Annotated in this window: 18 protein-coding genes and 1 other RNA gene; 6 read left to right on the top strand and 13 right to left on the bottom strand. The window is 58.3% G+C overall.

Going from position 1 to position 15,721, the window contains the following annotated elements:
* Positions 1-13: 13 nt before the first annotated feature.
* Genes diaA through H7K56_RS15435 form a run of 3 tightly spaced genes read right to left on the bottom strand, consistent with a single transcriptional unit; the run spans position 14 to position 3,008 of the window.
* On the bottom strand, positions 14-601 hold the full coding sequence (diaA, locus tag H7K56_RS15425; protein WP_021509716.1) for a DnaA initiator-associating protein DiaA: 588 nt from the start codon (positions 599-601) through the stop codon (positions 14-16).
* Between the two features lie 14 nt (positions 602-615).
* The gene (locus H7K56_RS15430; protein ID WP_021509715.1) at positions 616-1,011 is read right to left on the bottom strand and encodes a YraN family protein; all 396 of its coding nucleotides are present in this window, start codon (positions 1,009-1,011) and stop codon (positions 616-618) included.
* Complete coding sequence (locus H7K56_RS15435; protein WP_150360371.1) at positions 969-3,008, bottom strand: penicillin-binding protein activator; 2,040 nt, start codon at positions 3,006-3,008, stop codon at positions 969-971. Before H7K56_RS15435 ends, H7K56_RS15430 begins: the two co-directional genes overlap by 43 nt.
* A gap of 62 nt (positions 3,009-3,070) precedes the next feature.
* Between H7K56_RS15435 and rsmI the strand changes: the two genes are divergently transcribed.
* From rsmI to mdtI, 4 genes are all read left to right on the top strand, one after another.
* On the top strand, positions 3,071-3,934 hold the full coding sequence (gene rsmI, locus H7K56_RS15440; protein ID WP_127834631.1) for a 16S rRNA (cytidine(1402)-2'-O)-methyltransferase: 864 nt from the start codon (positions 3,071-3,073) through the stop codon (positions 3,932-3,934).
* A 33-nt stretch (positions 3,935-3,967) separates the two neighbouring features.
* Positions 3,968-4,344, top strand: an RNA gene (gene rnpB / locus H7K56_RS15445) — RNase P RNA component class A.
* A 630-nt stretch (positions 4,345-4,974) separates the two neighbouring features.
* Positions 4,975-5,328, top strand: coding sequence for a multidrug/spermidine efflux SMR transporter subunit MdtJ (gene mdtJ, locus H7K56_RS15450; RefSeq protein ID WP_501673423.1), 354 nt, complete (start codon positions 4,975-4,977; stop codon positions 5,326-5,328).
* Entirely contained in the window at positions 5,315-5,644 is a 330-nt protein-coding gene (mdtI, locus tag H7K56_RS15455; RefSeq protein ID WP_150360372.1) for a multidrug/spermidine efflux SMR transporter subunit MdtI, read from the top strand. The genes mdtJ and mdtI overlap by 14 nt, the downstream gene beginning before the upstream one ends.
* Before the next feature lie 70 nt (positions 5,645-5,714).
* On the opposite strand, the gene H7K56_RS15460 is transcribed toward mdtI, so the two are convergent.
* From H7K56_RS15460 to exuR, 9 genes are all read right to left on the bottom strand, one after another.
* Positions 5,715-6,689, bottom strand: a complete 975-nt coding sequence (locus H7K56_RS15460) for a glutathione S-transferase family protein (RefSeq protein ID WP_150360373.1) — start codon at positions 6,687-6,689, stop codon at positions 5,715-5,717.
* A gap of 81 nt (positions 6,690-6,770) precedes the next feature.
* Positions 6,771-7,181 carry a DoxX family protein gene (locus H7K56_RS15465; RefSeq protein WP_010618799.1) on the bottom strand — a complete coding sequence of 137 codons (411 nt, stop codon included), beginning with the start codon at positions 7,179-7,181 and terminating at the stop codon, positions 6,771-6,773.
* Positions 7,182-7,387: 206 nt separating this feature from the next.
* Positions 7,388-7,672: a YqjK-like family protein gene (locus H7K56_RS15470; protein ID WP_010618800.1), complete on the bottom strand. Its 285-nt coding sequence runs from the start codon at positions 7,670-7,672 to the stop codon at positions 7,388-7,390.
* Positions 7,669-8,064: a phage holin family protein gene (locus H7K56_RS15475; protein ID WP_021312955.1), complete on the bottom strand. Its 396-nt coding sequence runs from the start codon at positions 8,062-8,064 to the stop codon at positions 7,669-7,671. The genes H7K56_RS15470 and H7K56_RS15475 overlap by 4 nt, the downstream gene beginning before the upstream one ends.
* Position 8,065: 1 nt before the next feature.
* On the bottom strand, positions 8,066-8,371 hold the full coding sequence (locus H7K56_RS15480) for an ElaB/YgaM/YqjD family protein (RefSeq protein ID WP_021509708.1): 306 nt from the start codon (positions 8,369-8,371) through the stop codon (positions 8,066-8,068).
* Between the two features lie 34 nt (positions 8,372-8,405).
* Positions 8,406-8,780, bottom strand: coding sequence for a DUF1090 domain-containing protein (locus H7K56_RS15485; RefSeq protein WP_150360374.1), 375 nt, complete (start codon positions 8,778-8,780; stop codon positions 8,406-8,408).
* A gap of 173 nt (positions 8,781-8,953) precedes the next feature.
* Complete coding sequence (gene mzrA, locus H7K56_RS15490; protein WP_031280145.1) at positions 8,954-9,322, bottom strand: EnvZ/OmpR regulon moderator MzrA; 369 nt, start codon at positions 9,320-9,322, stop codon at positions 8,954-8,956.
* Entirely contained in the window at positions 9,322-9,996 is a 675-nt protein-coding gene (locus tag H7K56_RS15495) for a DedA family protein (RefSeq protein WP_021509705.1), read from the bottom strand. Before H7K56_RS15495 ends, mzrA begins: the two co-directional genes overlap by 1 nt.
* Positions 9,997-10,331: 335 nt before the next feature.
* Complete coding sequence (gene exuR / locus H7K56_RS15500) at positions 10,332-11,084, bottom strand: transcriptional regulator ExuR (RefSeq protein ID WP_150360375.1); 753 nt, start codon at positions 11,082-11,084, stop codon at positions 10,332-10,334.
* Positions 11,085-11,382: 298 nt separating this feature from the next.
* On the opposite strand from exuR, the gene H7K56_RS15505 reads away from it, so the two are divergent.
* A complete protein-coding gene (locus H7K56_RS15505) occupies positions 11,383-12,831 on the top strand; it encodes a tagaturonate reductase (RefSeq protein ID WP_150360376.1) in 1,449 nt (482 codons plus the stop codon).
* A gap of 4 nt (positions 12,832-12,835) precedes the next feature.
* Complete coding sequence (locus H7K56_RS15510; protein WP_150360377.1) at positions 12,836-14,326, top strand: UxaA family hydrolase; 1,491 nt, start codon at positions 12,836-12,838, stop codon at positions 14,324-14,326.
* Between the two features lie 46 nt (positions 14,327-14,372).
* Here H7K56_RS15510 and sstT read toward each other — a convergent pair whose 3' ends face one another.
* Positions 14,373-15,608 carry a serine/threonine transporter SstT gene (sstT, locus tag H7K56_RS15515; RefSeq protein WP_031280144.1) on the bottom strand — a complete coding sequence of 412 codons (1,236 nt, stop codon included), beginning with the start codon at positions 15,606-15,608 and terminating at the stop codon, positions 14,373-14,375.
* Positions 15,609-15,721: the final 113 nt, after the last annotated feature.

Raw genomic sequence — 15,721 nt, forward strand, 5'->3', positions numbered from 1 at the left:
TGAGCTCCTTCAGTCATTCCTGGTGTGGGAACAAGGTGTTATCAATCAAATCGCACAGGCAGTTCAGCGTCAGCATATGCATCTCCTGAATGCGTGCGCTGCGATGTGACGGAATGCGAATTTCCACATCGTGCGGACCGAGCAGGCCCGCCAGCTCACCGCCGTCATGGCCGGTCAGCGCGACGATAGTCATATCGCGGGTAACCGCAGCTTCCACCGCTTTAACAATATCGCGGGTGTTGCCACGGGTGGAGATGGCCAGCAGAACGTCGCCGGCCTGTCCAAGCGCACGAACCTGCTTGGCATAAATTTCGTCGTGCAGACGGTCGTTACCGATTGCCGTCAGCATCACATTGTCCGCACTCAGCGCCAGCGCCGGCAGGCTGGGACGCTCGGTCTCAAAACGGTTAATCATGCTGGCGGCAAAATGCTGGGCGTTAGCCGCGGAGGCGCCGTTACCGCAGCTGAGGATTTTGTTGCCGTTCAGCAGTGACTGCACCAGCGTCATCGCGGCGCGGGAAATCGCATCTGGCAGCGCTTCGGCTGCGGCGATTTGCGTCTGAATACTTTCGGTAAAACACGCTTTAATTCTGTCCTGCACAAGACCACCTGGTTCTATCCATCCGCACGAAAGGCATCGGCCAGCCACACCAGTTCGCGCCCGGTGATGGCGATGATGTCAAAACGGCAATTCACCGTATCAAAACTGCCGCCGCGTGCCAGCAACCACAGCGCAGCGGTACGCAGCAGCTTTTGTTGTTTCTGGCGCGTCACGCTGGCAGCCGCGCCGCCAAAACGTGCATCGCGCCGATAGCGCACTTCAACAAACACCCAGCAATCCGCGTCGCGCATAATCAGGTCGATTTCCCCGCTGCGGCAGCGCACATTGCTGGCTTCCCACTGCAGTCCGGCGCGCTCAAGGTAGCGACGCGCCTGCTGCTCCTGCTCAGCGCCGAGGCGCTGGCGGTTTACTGCACCGGAACGATTTGTCCCTGACGATACTGGTTCCATGCCAACTTCCTGTTGATCACGCAATCCGTGTCGGCGCTCAGCTTGCCGGTATTGCCATCAATGGCGAAGCCCGGTACCTGACGCATCTGGTTAAACTGGTTCGCCAGCGTCCAGGCATCAATGCCCATCGCATAGAGGCGTACCAGCGAATAGTCGTTGTTGAAACTGCGCGCCGCCTGCTGCATCAGGCCAGGATTGGCGCCGGACAGCAGCGGAATATCGCTGAACTGCAGGCCATCCATCTCCAGCCGGAAGTCCGGACCGGCACCGGCCTGCGCGCTGCGCGAGCTGGCATACAGGGCGATGTTATTGCGGCTGCTGGTGCGCATGGCAATCATCGGCTTGATCAGCTGCAGTTCGTCCTGAGTGGCAATAATGTAAACCGCATCAACGCTGCCGCTGCTGCTCTCAGGTGCCGGAGTGCTGGTCTGCGGTGCCGGAATCGTCAGACCGGCAACCGCCACGCCCTGCGGCTGGTCCGGCTGTACCGTCAGCGGCGTGCCGCTCAGTGCAATACCGGCGCCGCTGTTGATGCCCTGTTTCAGCTCGCCCACGCCGCCGAAACGCTGCTGCAGCACGGTTGTGCCGCCCAACTTCTGCCACTCCTGCGCAAACGCTTTGCCCACGCGGTCGCCATAGCTGCTGCGCGGCATCAGCAGCAACGGCTGGCGTTTGCCCTGATCCCAGATATGGTGCGCGGCATCGCGCGCTTCGTCTTCAGGAGAAAGCGCAAAATAGCAAATATTCGGATGGTTCTGGATCTGCTCTGGTTCGTTGAGCGCCAGCACGTTCAGCGGTGTCTGGCTGTTGGCGACCTGTTCCACGTTATTTTTCAGCAGCGGACCAACCACCAGGGTGGCACCATCCTGCTGCGCCTGCTGCATCACCTGAGCAATCGGGTGGCTGCTGGTGTCATACACTTTCACCTGGGCGCTGCTGGCAGGCTGCGCGACGGCTGGCTGTGCGGCGGGCTGCTGCGGCTGTGCGCTGTCTGACGGCGTGATGGCCGCGGCCGACGGACTGACCACCGCGTTGGCATCGCCATTGGCTGGCGTTGCCGTGCTGGCGGGCTGTTGCGTGGAGGCGCTGGCATCGCTGCTGGCCGGTGCGGCAGGGGCTGCCGGCGCAGTCAGCACACCGTTTTTCGCATCGTTAAAGCCTTTCTGGATGGCACTGGCGAACACCTGCGCCTGACCATTAAGCGGCAGCAGCAGCGCGATTGTGCTGGTCGAGGCTTTAGTGAAGTTCTGCACCTGGCTGAGCTGGGTCGGCAGGGTTTTCGCGCCGGGGTTTTGCGGATAGCGCGTCTGCCAGTCGCTAATGGCGGCTTTCAGCATCTGGGCATCCTGGCTGTTGGCGTGCCAGGTATTCAGCAGGTCAAGCCAGCCCTGCAGCGTATTTTCGTCGGCGTTGATCACCACGCTGTTGAGCTGATCCTGGGTAAGCTGGGTCAGCGCCTGCCAGGTGGCGTCAATATTGCTCTGGTGATCGGCGCCTTTCAGCAGCGGTTCCTGAGCAATATAGGCGCGCAGCAGCGCGAGCGACGGACGATTTTGCGCAGCGGCAATCTGCAGCGCGTAGTAGCGCACCTGCTGATCCTGCGACAGGTCAGCGGCTTTTATCTGTCCCAGCAACTGCTGAGCACCGTTGAAATCCTGCTGGGCAATTTGCAGCTGGGCGCGCAGCAGCAGCAGTTCCTGCTGTTGCACGTCAGAGAGCTGCTGTGGCAGCTGGCCGAGCTGATTTTGCGCCTGCGGATACTTTCCTTCCTTCAGCAGGGCACGGATGGCAAGTAATTGCCAGTCGGTCTTGCTATCATCGCTGCTTTGCTGCACCTGTTGCAGATAATAGTCAGAGCGGCCCGTGGCAGGACCCTGCACGTTTACGCTTGAGGTTTGCTGCGGTCCCTGGCCGCTACAGGCGGCCAGAATCAGGCCCGCGAGCAAAACAGGGACCAGGCGTCCTGCTTTATGACGTACGACTTTCGAAGGAAGCATACTGTATCCAGTGATGTTTTTTTCAAGATGCTCAATATTAAATCGGCAATTCGGATGAAACAATGAAACAACTCGATCGGGCAGAGATTTCTGCCAGCACGCTCTATATCGTTCCTACCCCGATCGGTAACCTGGGTGATATCACGCAGCGTGCGCTGACGGTGCTTGCGAGCGTCGATCTGGTCGCTGCGGAAGATACACGTCATACCGGGCTGTTGCTACAACATTTCGCCATCAATGCGCGACTGTTCGCACTTCACGACCATAACGAACAGCAGAAGGCCGACGTGCTGTTAGCGAAGCTGCAGGAGGGCCAGAGCATTGCGCTGGTTTCCGATGCGGGCACGCCGTTAATCAACGATCCGGGCTACCATCTGGTGCGTCGTTGCCGCGAGGCCGGGGTGCGCGTGGTGCCGTTGCCCGGTGCCTGCGCGGCGATCACAGCATTGAGCGCGGCGGGATTACCGTCCGATCGTTTCTGTTACGAAGGGTTTCTGCCGGCCAAAAGTAAAGGGCGTTGCGATGCGCTGCGTGCCCTGAGTGATGAGCCGCGCACGCTGATTTTCTACGAATCGACCCATCGCGTGCTGGATACGCTACAGGATATGGTCAGCGTATGGGGCGCGACGCGCTACGTGGTGCTGGCACGTGAGCTGACCAAAACCTGGGAGTCATTGTACGGTGCGCCGGTGGGTGAATTGCTGGCATGGGTGCAGGCGGATGAGAATCGCCGCAAGGGCGAGATGGTGCTGATTGTCGAAGGCCATAAAGCGGATGAAGAGACGCTGCCGGCAGAGGCGCTGCGCACGCTGGCGCTGCTGCAGGCTGAGCTGCCGCTGAAAAAGGCGGCAGCGCTGACGGCGGAAATTCATGGGGTTAAGAAAAACGCCCTGTACAAGTATGCGCTGGAGCAGCAAGAGGCGTGACAAACGCGGGCGGATCGCCTATTATCCCGCGCCGAAGCTGACCAGACAGTCGCCGCTTTGTCGTCGTCCCTTTCGGGGGAGACGGGCAGAGGGGAGGAAAGTCCGGGCTCCATAGGGCAGGGTGCCAGGTAACGCCTGGGGGGCGCAAGCCTACGACCAGTGCAACAGAGAGCAAACCGCCGATGGCCCAGTAATGGGATCAGGTAAGGGTGAAAGGGTGCGGTAAGAGCGCACCGCGCGGCTGGCAACAGTCCGTGGCACGGTAAACTCCACCCGGAGCAAGGCCAAATAGGGGTTCACATGGTACGGCCCGTACTGAACCCGGGTAGGCTGCTTGAGCCAGTGAGCGATTGCTGGCCTAGATGAATGACTGTCCACGACAGAACCCGGCTTATCGGTCAGTTTCGACTTTTTTATAAAGACGCCCGCAGGTGAGAATCTGCGGGCGTCTTGTTTTTGGGGGAGGGTGCGTGCTGCCCCTCATCCTAACCTTCTCCCGCAAGCGGGAGAAGGGACCGATTGTGCGTGGGATGAGTTGAGTATTCGGCCTCCAACACCACACTTAACTATTCCCTCTCCCCGTGGGAGAGGGTTAGGGTGAGGGCAGAAAACCGCACGTAGCCAGAAAATCGCACCTAACTATTCCCTCTCCCCGTGGGAGAGGGTTAGGGTGAGGGCAGAAAACCGCACGTAGCCAGATAAAACAGCACAAAACCCCCATTTCTCTGCGTAAAGAAACGCAAATCCGCAAAAACATTCTTTTCCCTGTGCCAGAATAGGCGCGTGTTCAACTACTGAGGACAATTTTTCATCCACACCGGGAAAAGCAACAACGTGGATAAGTTGTAAAATTATGGATAACCATTTCGTTACACTTTACGTATTAACCTCTTCACCCACCTGCGTTTTCTCCTGCTCACTAAGCGATCGGCACTGGCGCTTCGCGCTGTAGTTTTTTCTCTCCTTGTTAGCTTTTTATCTTTTTCAGCTATCACGCTGCTGTTTGCGCGTGGATGGCGTTTATTTCTCACAGGAGAGAAATCATGCTGTACTGGATTTTATTAGCGTTAGCGATTGCTGCCGAAATTACAGGCACCGTGTCAATGAAATGGGCCAGCGTCAATGGCGGCAGCGCCGGCTATATTTTTATGCTGTTGATGATCGCCCTGTCATACATCTTCCTCACCTTTGCCGTTAAACGTATTGCCCTTGGCGTGGCTTATGCCATGTGGGAAGGCGTCGGTATTCTGTTTATCACCCTGTTCAGCGTGATGCTGTTTGACGAGGCGCTGTCAGTGATGAAGGCGGCGGGTTTGATCACGCTGATCGCGGGTATCGCGCTGATCAAAGCAGGGACATTCAGCCGTAAGGAGCTGCGTCATGACCACGCTTAACGTCGTGCATCTGGCCTGGCTGGCACTGGCCATCGTGCTGGAAATTGTGGCGAACATCGCGCTGAAATACGCCAACGGCTTCCGCCGTCCGCTGTATGGCGTGATATCGCTGGTGGCTGTCCTGGCGGCATTCAGTGCCCTGTCGCAGGCAGTGAAGGGGATCGATCTCTCGGTGGCCTACGCTTTATGGGGCGGTTTCGGTCTGGTGGCGACCGTAGCGGCAGGCTGGATCCTGTTCGGACAACGCCTGAACACCCGCGGCTGGCTGGGCGTGGCACTGCTGCTGGCCGGGATGGTGTTGATCAAATTTGCCTGAGGCAGCGCAATACTGCCTGCCTTCCTTTCCCAATGGTGGGAGAGAAGGGCAGGCATGTGTAAGCCAGCCGTTAACCGCGGCCGTGCGGCTCATCCCAGTCAAAAGCCGGTCCCAGCGAAATAACGCCGTTCGGATTGATGGTCTTGTGGCTGCAGTAGTAGTGATGGCGGATGTGCGGCAGGTTTACCGTATCGGCAATGCCCGGCATCTGATAAATATCGCGCAGGAAGCCGTTCAGGTTACGGTAATCGCTGATGCGATGACGATCGCACTTAAAGTGGGTCACGTAGACCGGGTCAAAGCGCACCAGCGTGGTCCACAGGCGCAGATCGGCTTCGGTGAGGCGATCGCCGGTCAGATAGCGATGCTGACCCAGAATCTGCTCCAGCCGTGCCAGCGCATGGAACAGCGCGGTTACGGCTTCATCATAAGCCGACTGTGACGTGGCAAATCCGCTTTTGTAGACGCCGTTATTGACGGTGTCATAAATCCAGCCGTTGAGTTCGTCGATCTTGTCACGCAGCTCGGGCGGGTAGTAATCGCCGGCGCGAGCGCCCTGCGCGTCGAAGGCGCTGTTGAACATACGGATGATATCGGCGGATTCATTACTGACGATAGTGTGCTGCTTTTTATCCCACAGCACCGGCACGGTCACGCGCCCGCTGTACTGCGGATCGGCATGCAGATAGAGCTGATAGAGGAATTCGTTCTGATACAGCGAATCGCCGGTCGCGGCGGGGAAATCATCGTCGAAGGTCCAGCCGTTCTCCAGCATCAGCGGGTGCACCACTGATACCGAAATCATCTCTTCTAACCCCTTCAGCTGACGCATCAGCAGGGTGCGATGCGCCCACGGGCAGGCCAGCGAAACGTATAAATGATAACGATCGCGCTCGGCGGCAAAGCCGGCTTTCCCGGTTGGCCCGGCGCTGCCGTCTGCCGTGATCCAGTTACGCCAGACTGCTTCTGTGCGTTTGAAGCGGCCACCGGTTGACTTCGTATCGTACCAGGTGTCATGCCAGACACCGTCAATCAGTTGTCCCATAAGCCCCCCATAAAAAAAACGGGGCGAGGAAAATCCCCGCCCCTGCTATTCAGTATATGTGCTGTTGCACGGCTTGCGTGCTTAGCGTGCGGTTGCTGGCATAAAGCGCTGACGAATCAGGCGGTCAATGCTGTAGGCGCCCGGACCCACCAGACCCAGCACCAGGAAACCACCGGCGATGGACAGGTTTTTCATGAACATCAGCTGGTTAACGCCTTCCGCAAAGTTGCTGTGGAACAGGAACGCGGTCAGCAGCGTGAAGCCGGCGGTGAACAGCGCGGTGAAGCGCGTCAGGAAGCCGAACAGAATCGCCAGGCCGCCGCCCAGTTCCAGCAGAATCACCAGCGGCAGCAGGAAGCCGGGCACGCCCATCGCCTGCATGTACTGTGCGGTGCCCGCATAGGCGGTGATTTTGCCCCAGCCGGCAGTAATAAACAGGATGGTCATTAATACGCGTGCCAGCAGCAGGCCTGAGTCTTCGAATTTTTTCATCATTTACTCCAACAAGGTTTTTGGCGCAGGTTGTTGGCCTGCGGGGTTATTTTCCCTTTAAACCGCGTTAAACAGTTCGTCGGGCTGATGGAGGGAGATGATAGTCGCGCGCAGCAATAGTTGTAAGCGAGATAAACTGTCGATGTTATTCAGGAATTCTGAAGGAGGAAAACCGAACCTTTTCGATCCGGTTTAAAGTGGGGAAGTTAGCGTGGCGGCATCGCCGATTTGATCATGCGCCAGGTGCTCCACAGGCCGAGTCCGCGTTTGGCCCAGCGCATGATGCGGTTGGGGCTGCGGATCGACCAGATGGCGAGCGCGCTGCTGCCAATCGCCAGATAGCGGCGCAGGCTGAGAAACGTCAGCCAGCCGCGATCGTACTGCGCGGTGCTTTCCAGCCAGTCGCGGCGCGCAGCGCTGAGATCCAGCCGTTGCTGCTGTACCTGATTAAGCAATTCATGAATGCGTGCTTCACGTTCACGCTGACTCATGAGCGATGCTCCTCGAGTAAGGTGCGATCGGTGTCCAGCTCTTTGCGCGTATGGCGCAACAGCGTGGACTGCCGGGATTTACGCAACGTCCACAAACCAAAAATCAGCGCCAGCGCGAATAGCACGCCGGTGGTGATGGCAATCGCCATCAGCCGGTACTGCGCATCCACCGCCCAGATAATCAGCACCATCAGGCTCATCAATCCGAAAGCGGTAAACAGCATGGTCAGGCCTATCATGATCAGCATCTGGATCAGATTGGCTTTTTCCTCTTCCAGCTCGGCAACGGCCAGCCGCACGCGTGTCTCGACCATGCCAACCAGCGTTGTCACCACGCGCTGACCTACATTGAAGACCCCTTTGCCTGGGCCGTGGCTCTGATTCTCGCTCATATCAACGACGTGAAATCAGGATGCCGATCAGCACGCCGACTGCTGCGCCGATACCCACGCCGTGCCACGGATTTTCACGCACGTAGACGTCCGCTTTCTCCGCCGCTTCACGCGTGGTCTGCGCGATGCGTTCGCCGGATTCGCCCAGCCGCTCGCGTGAACTCTCAATGGCACCGCGTGCTTTGTGACGCAGTTTATCCAGCTCGCTTTTCGACTTATCAGCCGAGCTGCTCAGCACTTCTTCCAGGGTGTCGGCAAGGTTTTTCAGTTCCGCACGCAGATGTTCAGATGTGGTGTCTTTAGCCATGGTGTTCTCCATTACATCATTTATTTAAGTCCGATTAATAAGGCTCGGCCTGCAGCTTTTTCAGCTCCTGGCGTGCCTCTTCCAGCTTCCGTTCGCGCTTACCGATCTTCTCCTGGTCTTTGCCTTCCTGGCGATCATGCTGCAGTTCGCGCTCGCGCTCAGCCACTTTATGCTGCTGGGCTTCAATGCGTTCAGCGTGGGCGGATTTCAGTTTCTCGTCAGTGCAGTTGGCGCGGACTTCAGTCAGCGCGCGTTCCAGTCCGGTGACCCGGCGCTGGTTGTCGTGCTGTTTCGCCATCTCAATTTCGCGCTGAATATCCTGCTGTTTTTGCTGACACAGCGATTCCGCTGCCAGCAGTGAACCCGAGAGAGAGAAAAGAATCGCACCCAGCAGTAGTTGTTGTTTCATCAGGTTTTTACCTTCCATTGTTGACGACCTGTCGCAAACCGGACAGGAGGGGCATCCCAGCTTGTCGTCTGCTCGCGCTTACTTAAGAATAGACAGCAGACGAAAAAATTCAAAAAACACGCGGGGATAGCGAGGATTGAGGTGCCGCCGGGCGGTGAACCCGACGGCGGGGATCAGCTATAGGTGGGGCGATTAGCGTCCACCACCTGCTGTGACGCCTGCGGACCCGCCGCCACGACAAAGCCCTGTGGCAGCAGGCGGCGCAGTACTTTCTGCGCGGCCAGGCTCTGCTCTTCATTCTCAAAATGAATGACCAGCGCATCGCCTGCCGAGGTAATACTTTTAATCCGCACGCCCTGCGCCGAAAGCTGCTGATAGAGATAAAAGCCGTCCGGCAGATTGGTGCCACTGTGTGCCACGCGGATCTTCACCACCGTTTCATGCTGCATCAGTTTGGGCACAATGCCGATAGCCAGCAGCGCCAGCACACCAGCGCACAGCCAGGGGAGTAAACGCCTGGGGAAATTACGCAACCCTGTCATTACTGTGACTTCCCGTTCTGACCCGCCTGACGTTTACGCCACAGCACTACCAGTGAACCCACCAGACCGATGACCAGTAGCACCAGCGGCAACAGCATCAGGCAGAACATCAGCTCATCTTCATAGCGGCGGAAAATGGGTGTTTTCCCCAGCGCAAAGCCGAGCACGGTAAGAATCAGCACCCACAGGAAGCCACTCATCCAGTTAAAGAACTGGAAGCGGGCATTGCTCAGGCCGGAAAGGCCGGCAATGGTCGGCAGCAGGGTACGGACAAAGGCGATAAAGCGGCCAATCAGCAGCGCAGACAAGCCGTGGCGATGGAACAGACTGTGGGCGCGCTGATGATACTGCGCGGGCAGATGGGAGAGCCATTTCTGCACCGTCGGCGTATTGCCAAGCCAGCGGCCCTGAATGTAACTGACCCAGCAGCCAAGGCTGGCGCCGGTGGTCAGCACCAGCAGGGTGAGCGGGAAGCTCATGGTGCCTTTCGCGATCAGCACGCCGACCAGAATCAGCAGACTATCACCGGGCAGAAACGCGGCGGGCAGCAGGCCATTTTCGAGAAACAGAATCATGAACAACACGCCATAAATCGCCCACACCAGCGTGGGGTCGGAGAGCATTTCGTAATCCTGCTGCCACAGGGCATGCAGCAATGCTTGCAAAATATCCATCAATCATTCCTGAACATCATTGTTAAACGTGCCCGTGAGGGGCTTAGGCGCAGGCGGGTTAAGTTATACATTTTAGGTATGCCACCTGAGCAGGATTTCCGGATCCATCCAGAATTGATTGTTAAATCAGCGACTTTTTATAGCCCTGTCGCAAAGGGTAAGAAAAGGGCGATAACTGTAACAAAAATCGCGGGATTCAGACAGTGTAAAGTCGCGGTCGCACAGGAGTTTTACCTTTTGACGCAGATGGTCAAAAGGAGCTTTACACGAGCTGACACTATTGCAGATTAACTGACTTTTTAGCCTGAAAATGCAGCGTTTCTGCCATTGCGGCTTCAGGGCAGGATCACCGGATTTTCTGCGAACATGTAGCGGTCGACGTTGAATTCGAAATCATCGGCGGTGGCGTCGAACAGCATCTGTTTAGTATTTTCCAGATGCTGCCACATCGCCAGTTTGCTGGCGGCGGGATCTTTGCGCATCAGCGCTTTTAAAATCTGGTCGTGATCGTCGCACCAGCTGGTGATATGGCGCGCGTCAATGTGCTCGTGCAGCTTAAGCCAGTAAGGATTATGCAGCCGGTGCCGCCACATTTTCTCTACGATGGCGGCCAGCGCGCTGTTTTGGGTGGCCTGGGCAATGCGCACGTGAAACTCCATATCCCACGTTGAGTCGCGCGCGTAATCTTCCTGCCGGGCTTTTTCCTGAATCGCCAGCAGCGCCACGATGTCCTGTGGACGGATCTGCGTGGCGGCAAATTCGGCGACATTGCTCTCAATCAGCTGGCGCGCCTGCAGCAGTTCAAAGGGGCCATAGCTGGCAAACTCCAGCTGATCGGTGGCGCTGTCGCGCGGTTGTGGCTGGTCGCTGATCACATGAATGCCGGACCCTTTGCGCACCTCGACGTAGCCTTCCACCTCCAGCATGATGATCGCTTCCCGTACCACGGTGCGGCTCACCTGGTGCGCCTCCGCAATCATCCGCTCTGCCGGTAACTTTGCCCCCACGGCATAACTGCCCGCTTCGATGCGCTGCTTGAGTTCGCTGGCGAGTTGCTGGTAGAGGCGGCGGGATTCGTTCAGGTCCATGATTTTTCGGTTCTGTGAAAGACGGTAAGTTGTTATACCACTTACCCTGCGATGTCGCAAAGCGCTGAAGCTGTTATACCATCTGGCAAGTTAAGAACCTGCGCGCCTGCTCAGGTTTGATGTTTAATTGATAGAATATACATATGCTTAAGTCGATGAAAATAAGAGGCACGCCGGCTTTCGCCGTATGGCAATGATGGATAATGTGACGCAGTTGGCAAACAAATCTCCCTGTCGCTGAAATTGGTATGATAACTTTTGCGCATTAGCTGACCGATTTCATCTTCAAGGAAGCGACATGTTGCGACTCAACCGCCGCGATTTCCCCGGCGCACGCTATAGCGAACGCGTGATCCAGTTCGGCGAAGGCAACTTTTTACGTGCCTTTATCGACTGGCAGCTCGACTGGCTCAATGAACATCAGGGCACCGATGCCGGCGTGGTGGTGGTGCGACCGCGCAACCGGATGCAGACGGAGACGCTCAATCAGCAGGATGGCCTCTACACCACGCTGCTGCGCGGGCTGAATGACGCCGGGGAGCCGCTCAGCGAAACCCGGCTGATCCGCAGCCTTAATCGTGAAATCCAGCCTTATCAGCAGTTCGATGAATTCCTGGCTCTGGCACGCGCGCCGCAGATGCGTTTTGTGTTCTCCAACACCACCGAGGCCGGCATCGCGTATGCCGAACAGGATCGGCTGGAGGATCAACCCGCGTCGTCGTTTCCCGGCAAACTGACGCAGCTCTTGTGGGCGCGTTATCAGCACTTTGCCGGTGCCGCCGATAAAGGCTGGCTGATCGTGCCGTGTGAGCTGATCGACCATAACGGCGACACGCTGCGCGCGCTAGTGCTGCGTTATTGCCAGCAGTGGCAGCTGCCAGCGGCCTTTATGCAATGGGTGGCGCAGCACTGCGCCTTTTACAACACGCTGGTGGATCGCATTGTCAGCGGCTATCCGCCGGATGGGGCACAGATTGCAGCCCAACTGGGCTATGACGACCGCTATCTGGTGGCCGGGGAGCGCGACTACCAGCTGGTGCTTCAGGGACCAGATGCGCTGATGCACGAGCTGCAGCTGACGGCGCTGGCGCCAGCCGTCAGGCGGGTGGATGACATCACGCCCTACAAAGCGCAGAAGGTGGCGCTCCTCAACGGGGCGCACACTGCGCTGGTGCCGGTAGCGTTTCAGGCCGGGCTGGCGAGCGTGGGCGAGGCAATGAACGATGCGCAGCTGGCCGCTTTTGTCGACGCCCTGCTGCGCGAAGAGGTGATCCCGACGCTGGATTTGCCGCGCGCCGAGCTGCACGCCTATGCGGATGCGGTGCAACGCCGCTTTCGCAATCCGTTTATTCACCATGCGCTGCTGGCGATTGCGCTCAACGGCATGACCAAATTCCGTACGCGCCTGCTGCCGGCGCTGTTGCAGGCGCAGCAGCAGCGTGGCGACTGGCCGCCGCGCCTCACCTTTGCCTTTGCCGCGCTGCTGGCGTTTTATCGCGGCCAGCAGGATGACCGGCAGTGGCCGCTGCAGGATGACGCGCACTGGCTGCAGCGTTTTGCCCGGCTGTGGCCGGCGGTCCTCACCGATCAACTCACCCCGCAGCAGCTGGTGAGCGACGTACTGAGCGACGCGCAGCACTGGGGCGAAGATTTAACCCAGCGGCCCGGTCTGGTTACGGCGGTCAGCCAGCAGCTGCACAACATTCTCGTCCATGGCATGCGGACGGCCCTTAGCCAACTGAGATAACGCGATGCAACAGGCAATCAAAATACATTCACGCGACAACGTCGCCGTCGCGCTGCAGGATCTGGCGGCCGGCACCGAGGTTATCGTCGCAGAACAGCGGATTACGCTGCAGCAGGATATCGGACGCGGCCACAAGTTTGCGCTGCAACCGCTCAACAGTGGCGAGCAGGTGATTAAATATGGGTTGCCGATTGCCCATGCCACTCAGCCGATCGCCGTCGGCGAGCTGATTCACTCCAGCAACGCGCGCACCAATCTGAGCGATGTCGATGACTATCACTATCAGCCGGAACACCTTACGCTGCCACCGCAGGCGGCGGATCGTGAGGTACAGATCTATCGTCGCGCCACGGGTGAGGTTGGCATTCGTAACGAGCTGTGGATTTTGCCGACCGTCGGCTGCGTGAACGGCATCGCCCGGCAGATTGTGTCACGCTTCCTCCGGGAGAGTGACGACGCGGCCGGCATCGACGGCGTGCACCTGTTCAGCCATCCCTTCGGCTGTTCACAGCTGGGGCAGGATCACGAAAATACCCGCACCATGCTGCAAAATATGGTGCGTCATCCCAATGCCGGCGCGGTGCTGGTGATTGGACTCGGCTGCGAAAACAATCAGGTCGATATCTTTCGCGACACGCTGGGCAGCTTTGACAGCGAACGTGTGCAGTTTATGGAGTGTCAGCAGCAGGATGATGAAGTGGAAGCCGGCCTGCAGCGGTTGCATGCGCTGTACAACGTGATGCGTCACGACCGTCGCCAGCCGGGCAAACTGAGCGAGCTGAAGTTTGGTCTCGAATGCGGTGGCTCGGACGGCTTTTCCGGCATCACCGCCAATCCGCTGCTCGGCTGTTTCTCTGACCAGATGATCGCCAACGGCGGCACCACGGTGCTGACCGAAGTGCCGGAGATGTTTGGTGCCGAGCGCATCCTGATGAGCCGCTGCCATGATGCGGCGATTTTCGACAAAACGGTGGCGATGATTAACGACTTCAAGCGCTACTTTATCGATCATCAGCAGCCGATTTATGAAAATCCATCGCCGGGCAACAAGGCGGGCGGCATCACCACGCTGGAGGAGAAGTCGCTGGGCTGTACGCAAAAAGCCGGGCAGAGTCAGGTGGTGGATGTGCTGAAATACGGTGAGCGGCTGCGCACGCCGGGGCTCAATTTGCTCAGCGCGCCCGGTAACGATGCGGTCGCCACCAGCGCGCTGGCCGGAGCCGGCTGCCATATGGTGCTGTTTACCACCGGGCGCGGCACGCCGTACGGCGGCTTCGTGCCCACCGTGAAAATCGCCACCAACACGCCGCTGGCGGAGAAAAAGCCGCACTGGATTGATTTCAATGCCGGACGACTGCTGGAGGGTACCAGCATGGAGACGCTGCTGGCGGAGTTTGTTGAGACTATTGTGGCGATTGCGAACGGCCAGCCGGCGCGCAATGAAGCTAATGATTTCCGCGAGCTGGCAATCTTTAAGAGTGGCGTGACGCTTTAAAGCGGCAGCGGTTAAAGCGCGGCACCGGTGGGTGCCGCGGCACGGGTTAACCGGCGGTACGCGGCTGACGTTCCGCTTCCGCCTGACATACGGCGGCGGTAAACAGAATGTCGGTCGAGGAGTTGAGTGCGGTTTCGGCGGAATCCTGCAGTACGCCGATGATAAAACCGACCGCAACCACCTGCATCGCCAGATCGTTAGGAATGCCAAACATGTTGCAGGCAACCGGAATCAGCAGCAGTGAACCGCCCGCCACGCCGGACGCGCCACAGGCACACAGCGAGGCGACAAGGCTCAGCAGAATAGCGGTGGGCACGTCCACGGCAATACCCAGCGTGTGCACCGCAGCCAGCGTCAGTACGGTAATGGTGATTGACGCGCCCGCCATGCTGATGGTCGCGCCCAGCGGAATCGATACCGAATAGGTGTCTTCATCCAGATTCAGGCGTTTGGCCAGCGCCATGTTGACCGGAATATTCGCGGCCGAGCTGCGGGTAAAGAATGCCGTTACGCCGCTTTCGCGCAGGCAGGTAAACACCAGCGGATAAGGATTGCGGCGGATTTTCTGAAACACCAGCATCGGGTTGACCACCAGCGCCATAATCAGCATGCAGCCAATCAGCAACGTCAGCAGGTGGGCATATTGCCACAGCGCGCCGAAGCCGGTTGAGGCCAGAATCGATGCCACCAAACCAAAAATGCCCAGCGGCGCGCAGCGAATCACACAGCGCACCACCCAGGTCGCGGCATTCGACGCGTCATTCAGGAAGGCTTTGCTGCTCGGGCTGGCATGACGAAACGCCAGGCCAAGACCAATCGCCCACACCAGAATGCCAATGTAGTTGGCGTTCATCAGCGCTTCAATCGGATTAGCGACCATGCTCATCAGCAGGCCGTGCAGTACTTCGGTGATGCCGGACGGCGGGGTAATTTCGGTCGCGCCGACGTCCATCGACAGCGTCTGCGGGAACAGATGGCTGAAAATCACCGCGACCACCGCCGCGAAGAAGGTACTGAGCAGGTACAGCATGATGATCGGGCGAATATTGGTTTTTTGCCCCTGCTGATGGTTGGCAATGGAAGAGATCACCAGCACCAGTACCAGCAGCGGTGCCACGGCTTTCAGCGCGCGCACGAACAGTTCACCCAGCAGGCCCACGGCCAGCGCGGCATCGCGTGAAAGCCACGCCAGCGCCACGCCGGCAATCAGGCCGATCATGATTTGTTTTACCAGGCTTCCTGAGAACAGCGCACCCAGCGGTCGAAGAAGATTATTTAGCATATTACGGTCTTTTTATCGCGGTATGAGTGTTGTGCGCGGTTGCTCCGCGCCAAACGGTTTGCCCGGCGGAGTATAAGGAAAAGAGCCGACGAGAAAAGAGATAATTCTGCCGG

It is taken from the genome of Pantoea dispersa (genome assembly GCF_014155765.1).
In the GTDB taxonomy this organism is placed as follows: domain Bacteria; phylum Pseudomonadota; class Gammaproteobacteria; order Enterobacterales; family Enterobacteriaceae; genus Pantoea; species Pantoea dispersa.

What these genes read in the sequence shown, in the direction of transcription:
- H7K56_RS15430 (WP_021509715.1), bottom strand. Translation starts at nt 1,011, where the DNA reads ATGGAACCAGTATCGTCAGGGACAAATCGTTCCGGTGCAGTAAACCGC.
- H7K56_RS15435 (WP_150360371.1), bottom strand. Translation starts at nt 3,008, where the DNA reads ATGCTTCCTTCGAAAGTCGTACGTCATAAAGCAGGACGCCTGGTCCCT.
- rsmI (WP_127834631.1), top strand. Translation starts at nt 3,071, where the DNA reads ATGAAACAACTCGATCGGGCAGAGATTTCTGCCAGCACGCTCTATATC.
- mdtI (WP_150360372.1), top strand. Translation starts at nt 5,315, where the DNA reads ATGACCACGCTTAACGTCGTGCATCTGGCCTGGCTGGCACTGGCCATC.
- H7K56_RS15460 (WP_150360373.1), bottom strand. Translation starts at nt 6,689, where the DNA reads ATGGGACAACTGATTGACGGTGTCTGGCATGACACCTGGTACGATACG.
- H7K56_RS15465 (WP_010618799.1), bottom strand. Translation starts at nt 7,181, where the DNA reads ATGAAAAAATTCGAAGACTCAGGCCTGCTGCTGGCACGCGTATTAATG.
- H7K56_RS15470 (WP_010618800.1), bottom strand. Translation starts at nt 7,672, where the DNA reads ATGAGTCAGCGTGAACGTGAAGCACGCATTCATGAATTGCTTAATCAG.
- H7K56_RS15475 (WP_021312955.1), bottom strand. Translation starts at nt 8,064, where the DNA reads ATGAGCGAGAATCAGAGCCACGGCCCAGGCAAAGGGGTCTTCAATGTA.
- H7K56_RS15480 (WP_021509708.1), bottom strand. Translation starts at nt 8,371, where the DNA reads ATGGCTAAAGACACCACATCTGAACATCTGCGTGCGGAACTGAAAAAC.
- H7K56_RS15485 (WP_150360374.1), bottom strand. Translation starts at nt 8,780, where the DNA reads ATGAAACAACAACTACTGCTGGGTGCGATTCTTTTCTCTCTCTCGGGT.
- mzrA (WP_031280145.1), bottom strand. Translation starts at nt 9,322, where the DNA reads ATGACAGGGTTGCGTAATTTCCCCAGGCGTTTACTCCCCTGGCTGTGC.
- H7K56_RS15495 (WP_021509705.1), bottom strand. Translation starts at nt 9,996, where the DNA reads ATGGATATTTTGCAAGCATTGCTGCATGCCCTGTGGCAGCAGGATTAC.
- exuR (WP_150360375.1), bottom strand. Translation starts at nt 11,084, where the DNA reads ATGGACCTGAACGAATCCCGCCGCCTCTACCAGCAACTCGCCAGCGAA.
- H7K56_RS15505 (WP_150360376.1), top strand. Translation starts at nt 11,383, where the DNA reads ATGTTGCGACTCAACCGCCGCGATTTCCCCGGCGCACGCTATAGCGAA.
- H7K56_RS15510 (WP_150360377.1), top strand. Translation starts at nt 12,836, where the DNA reads ATGCAACAGGCAATCAAAATACATTCACGCGACAACGTCGCCGTCGCG.
- sstT (WP_031280144.1), bottom strand. Translation starts at nt 15,608, where the DNA reads ATGCTAAATAATCTTCTTCGACCGCTGGGTGCGCTGTTCTCAGGAAGC.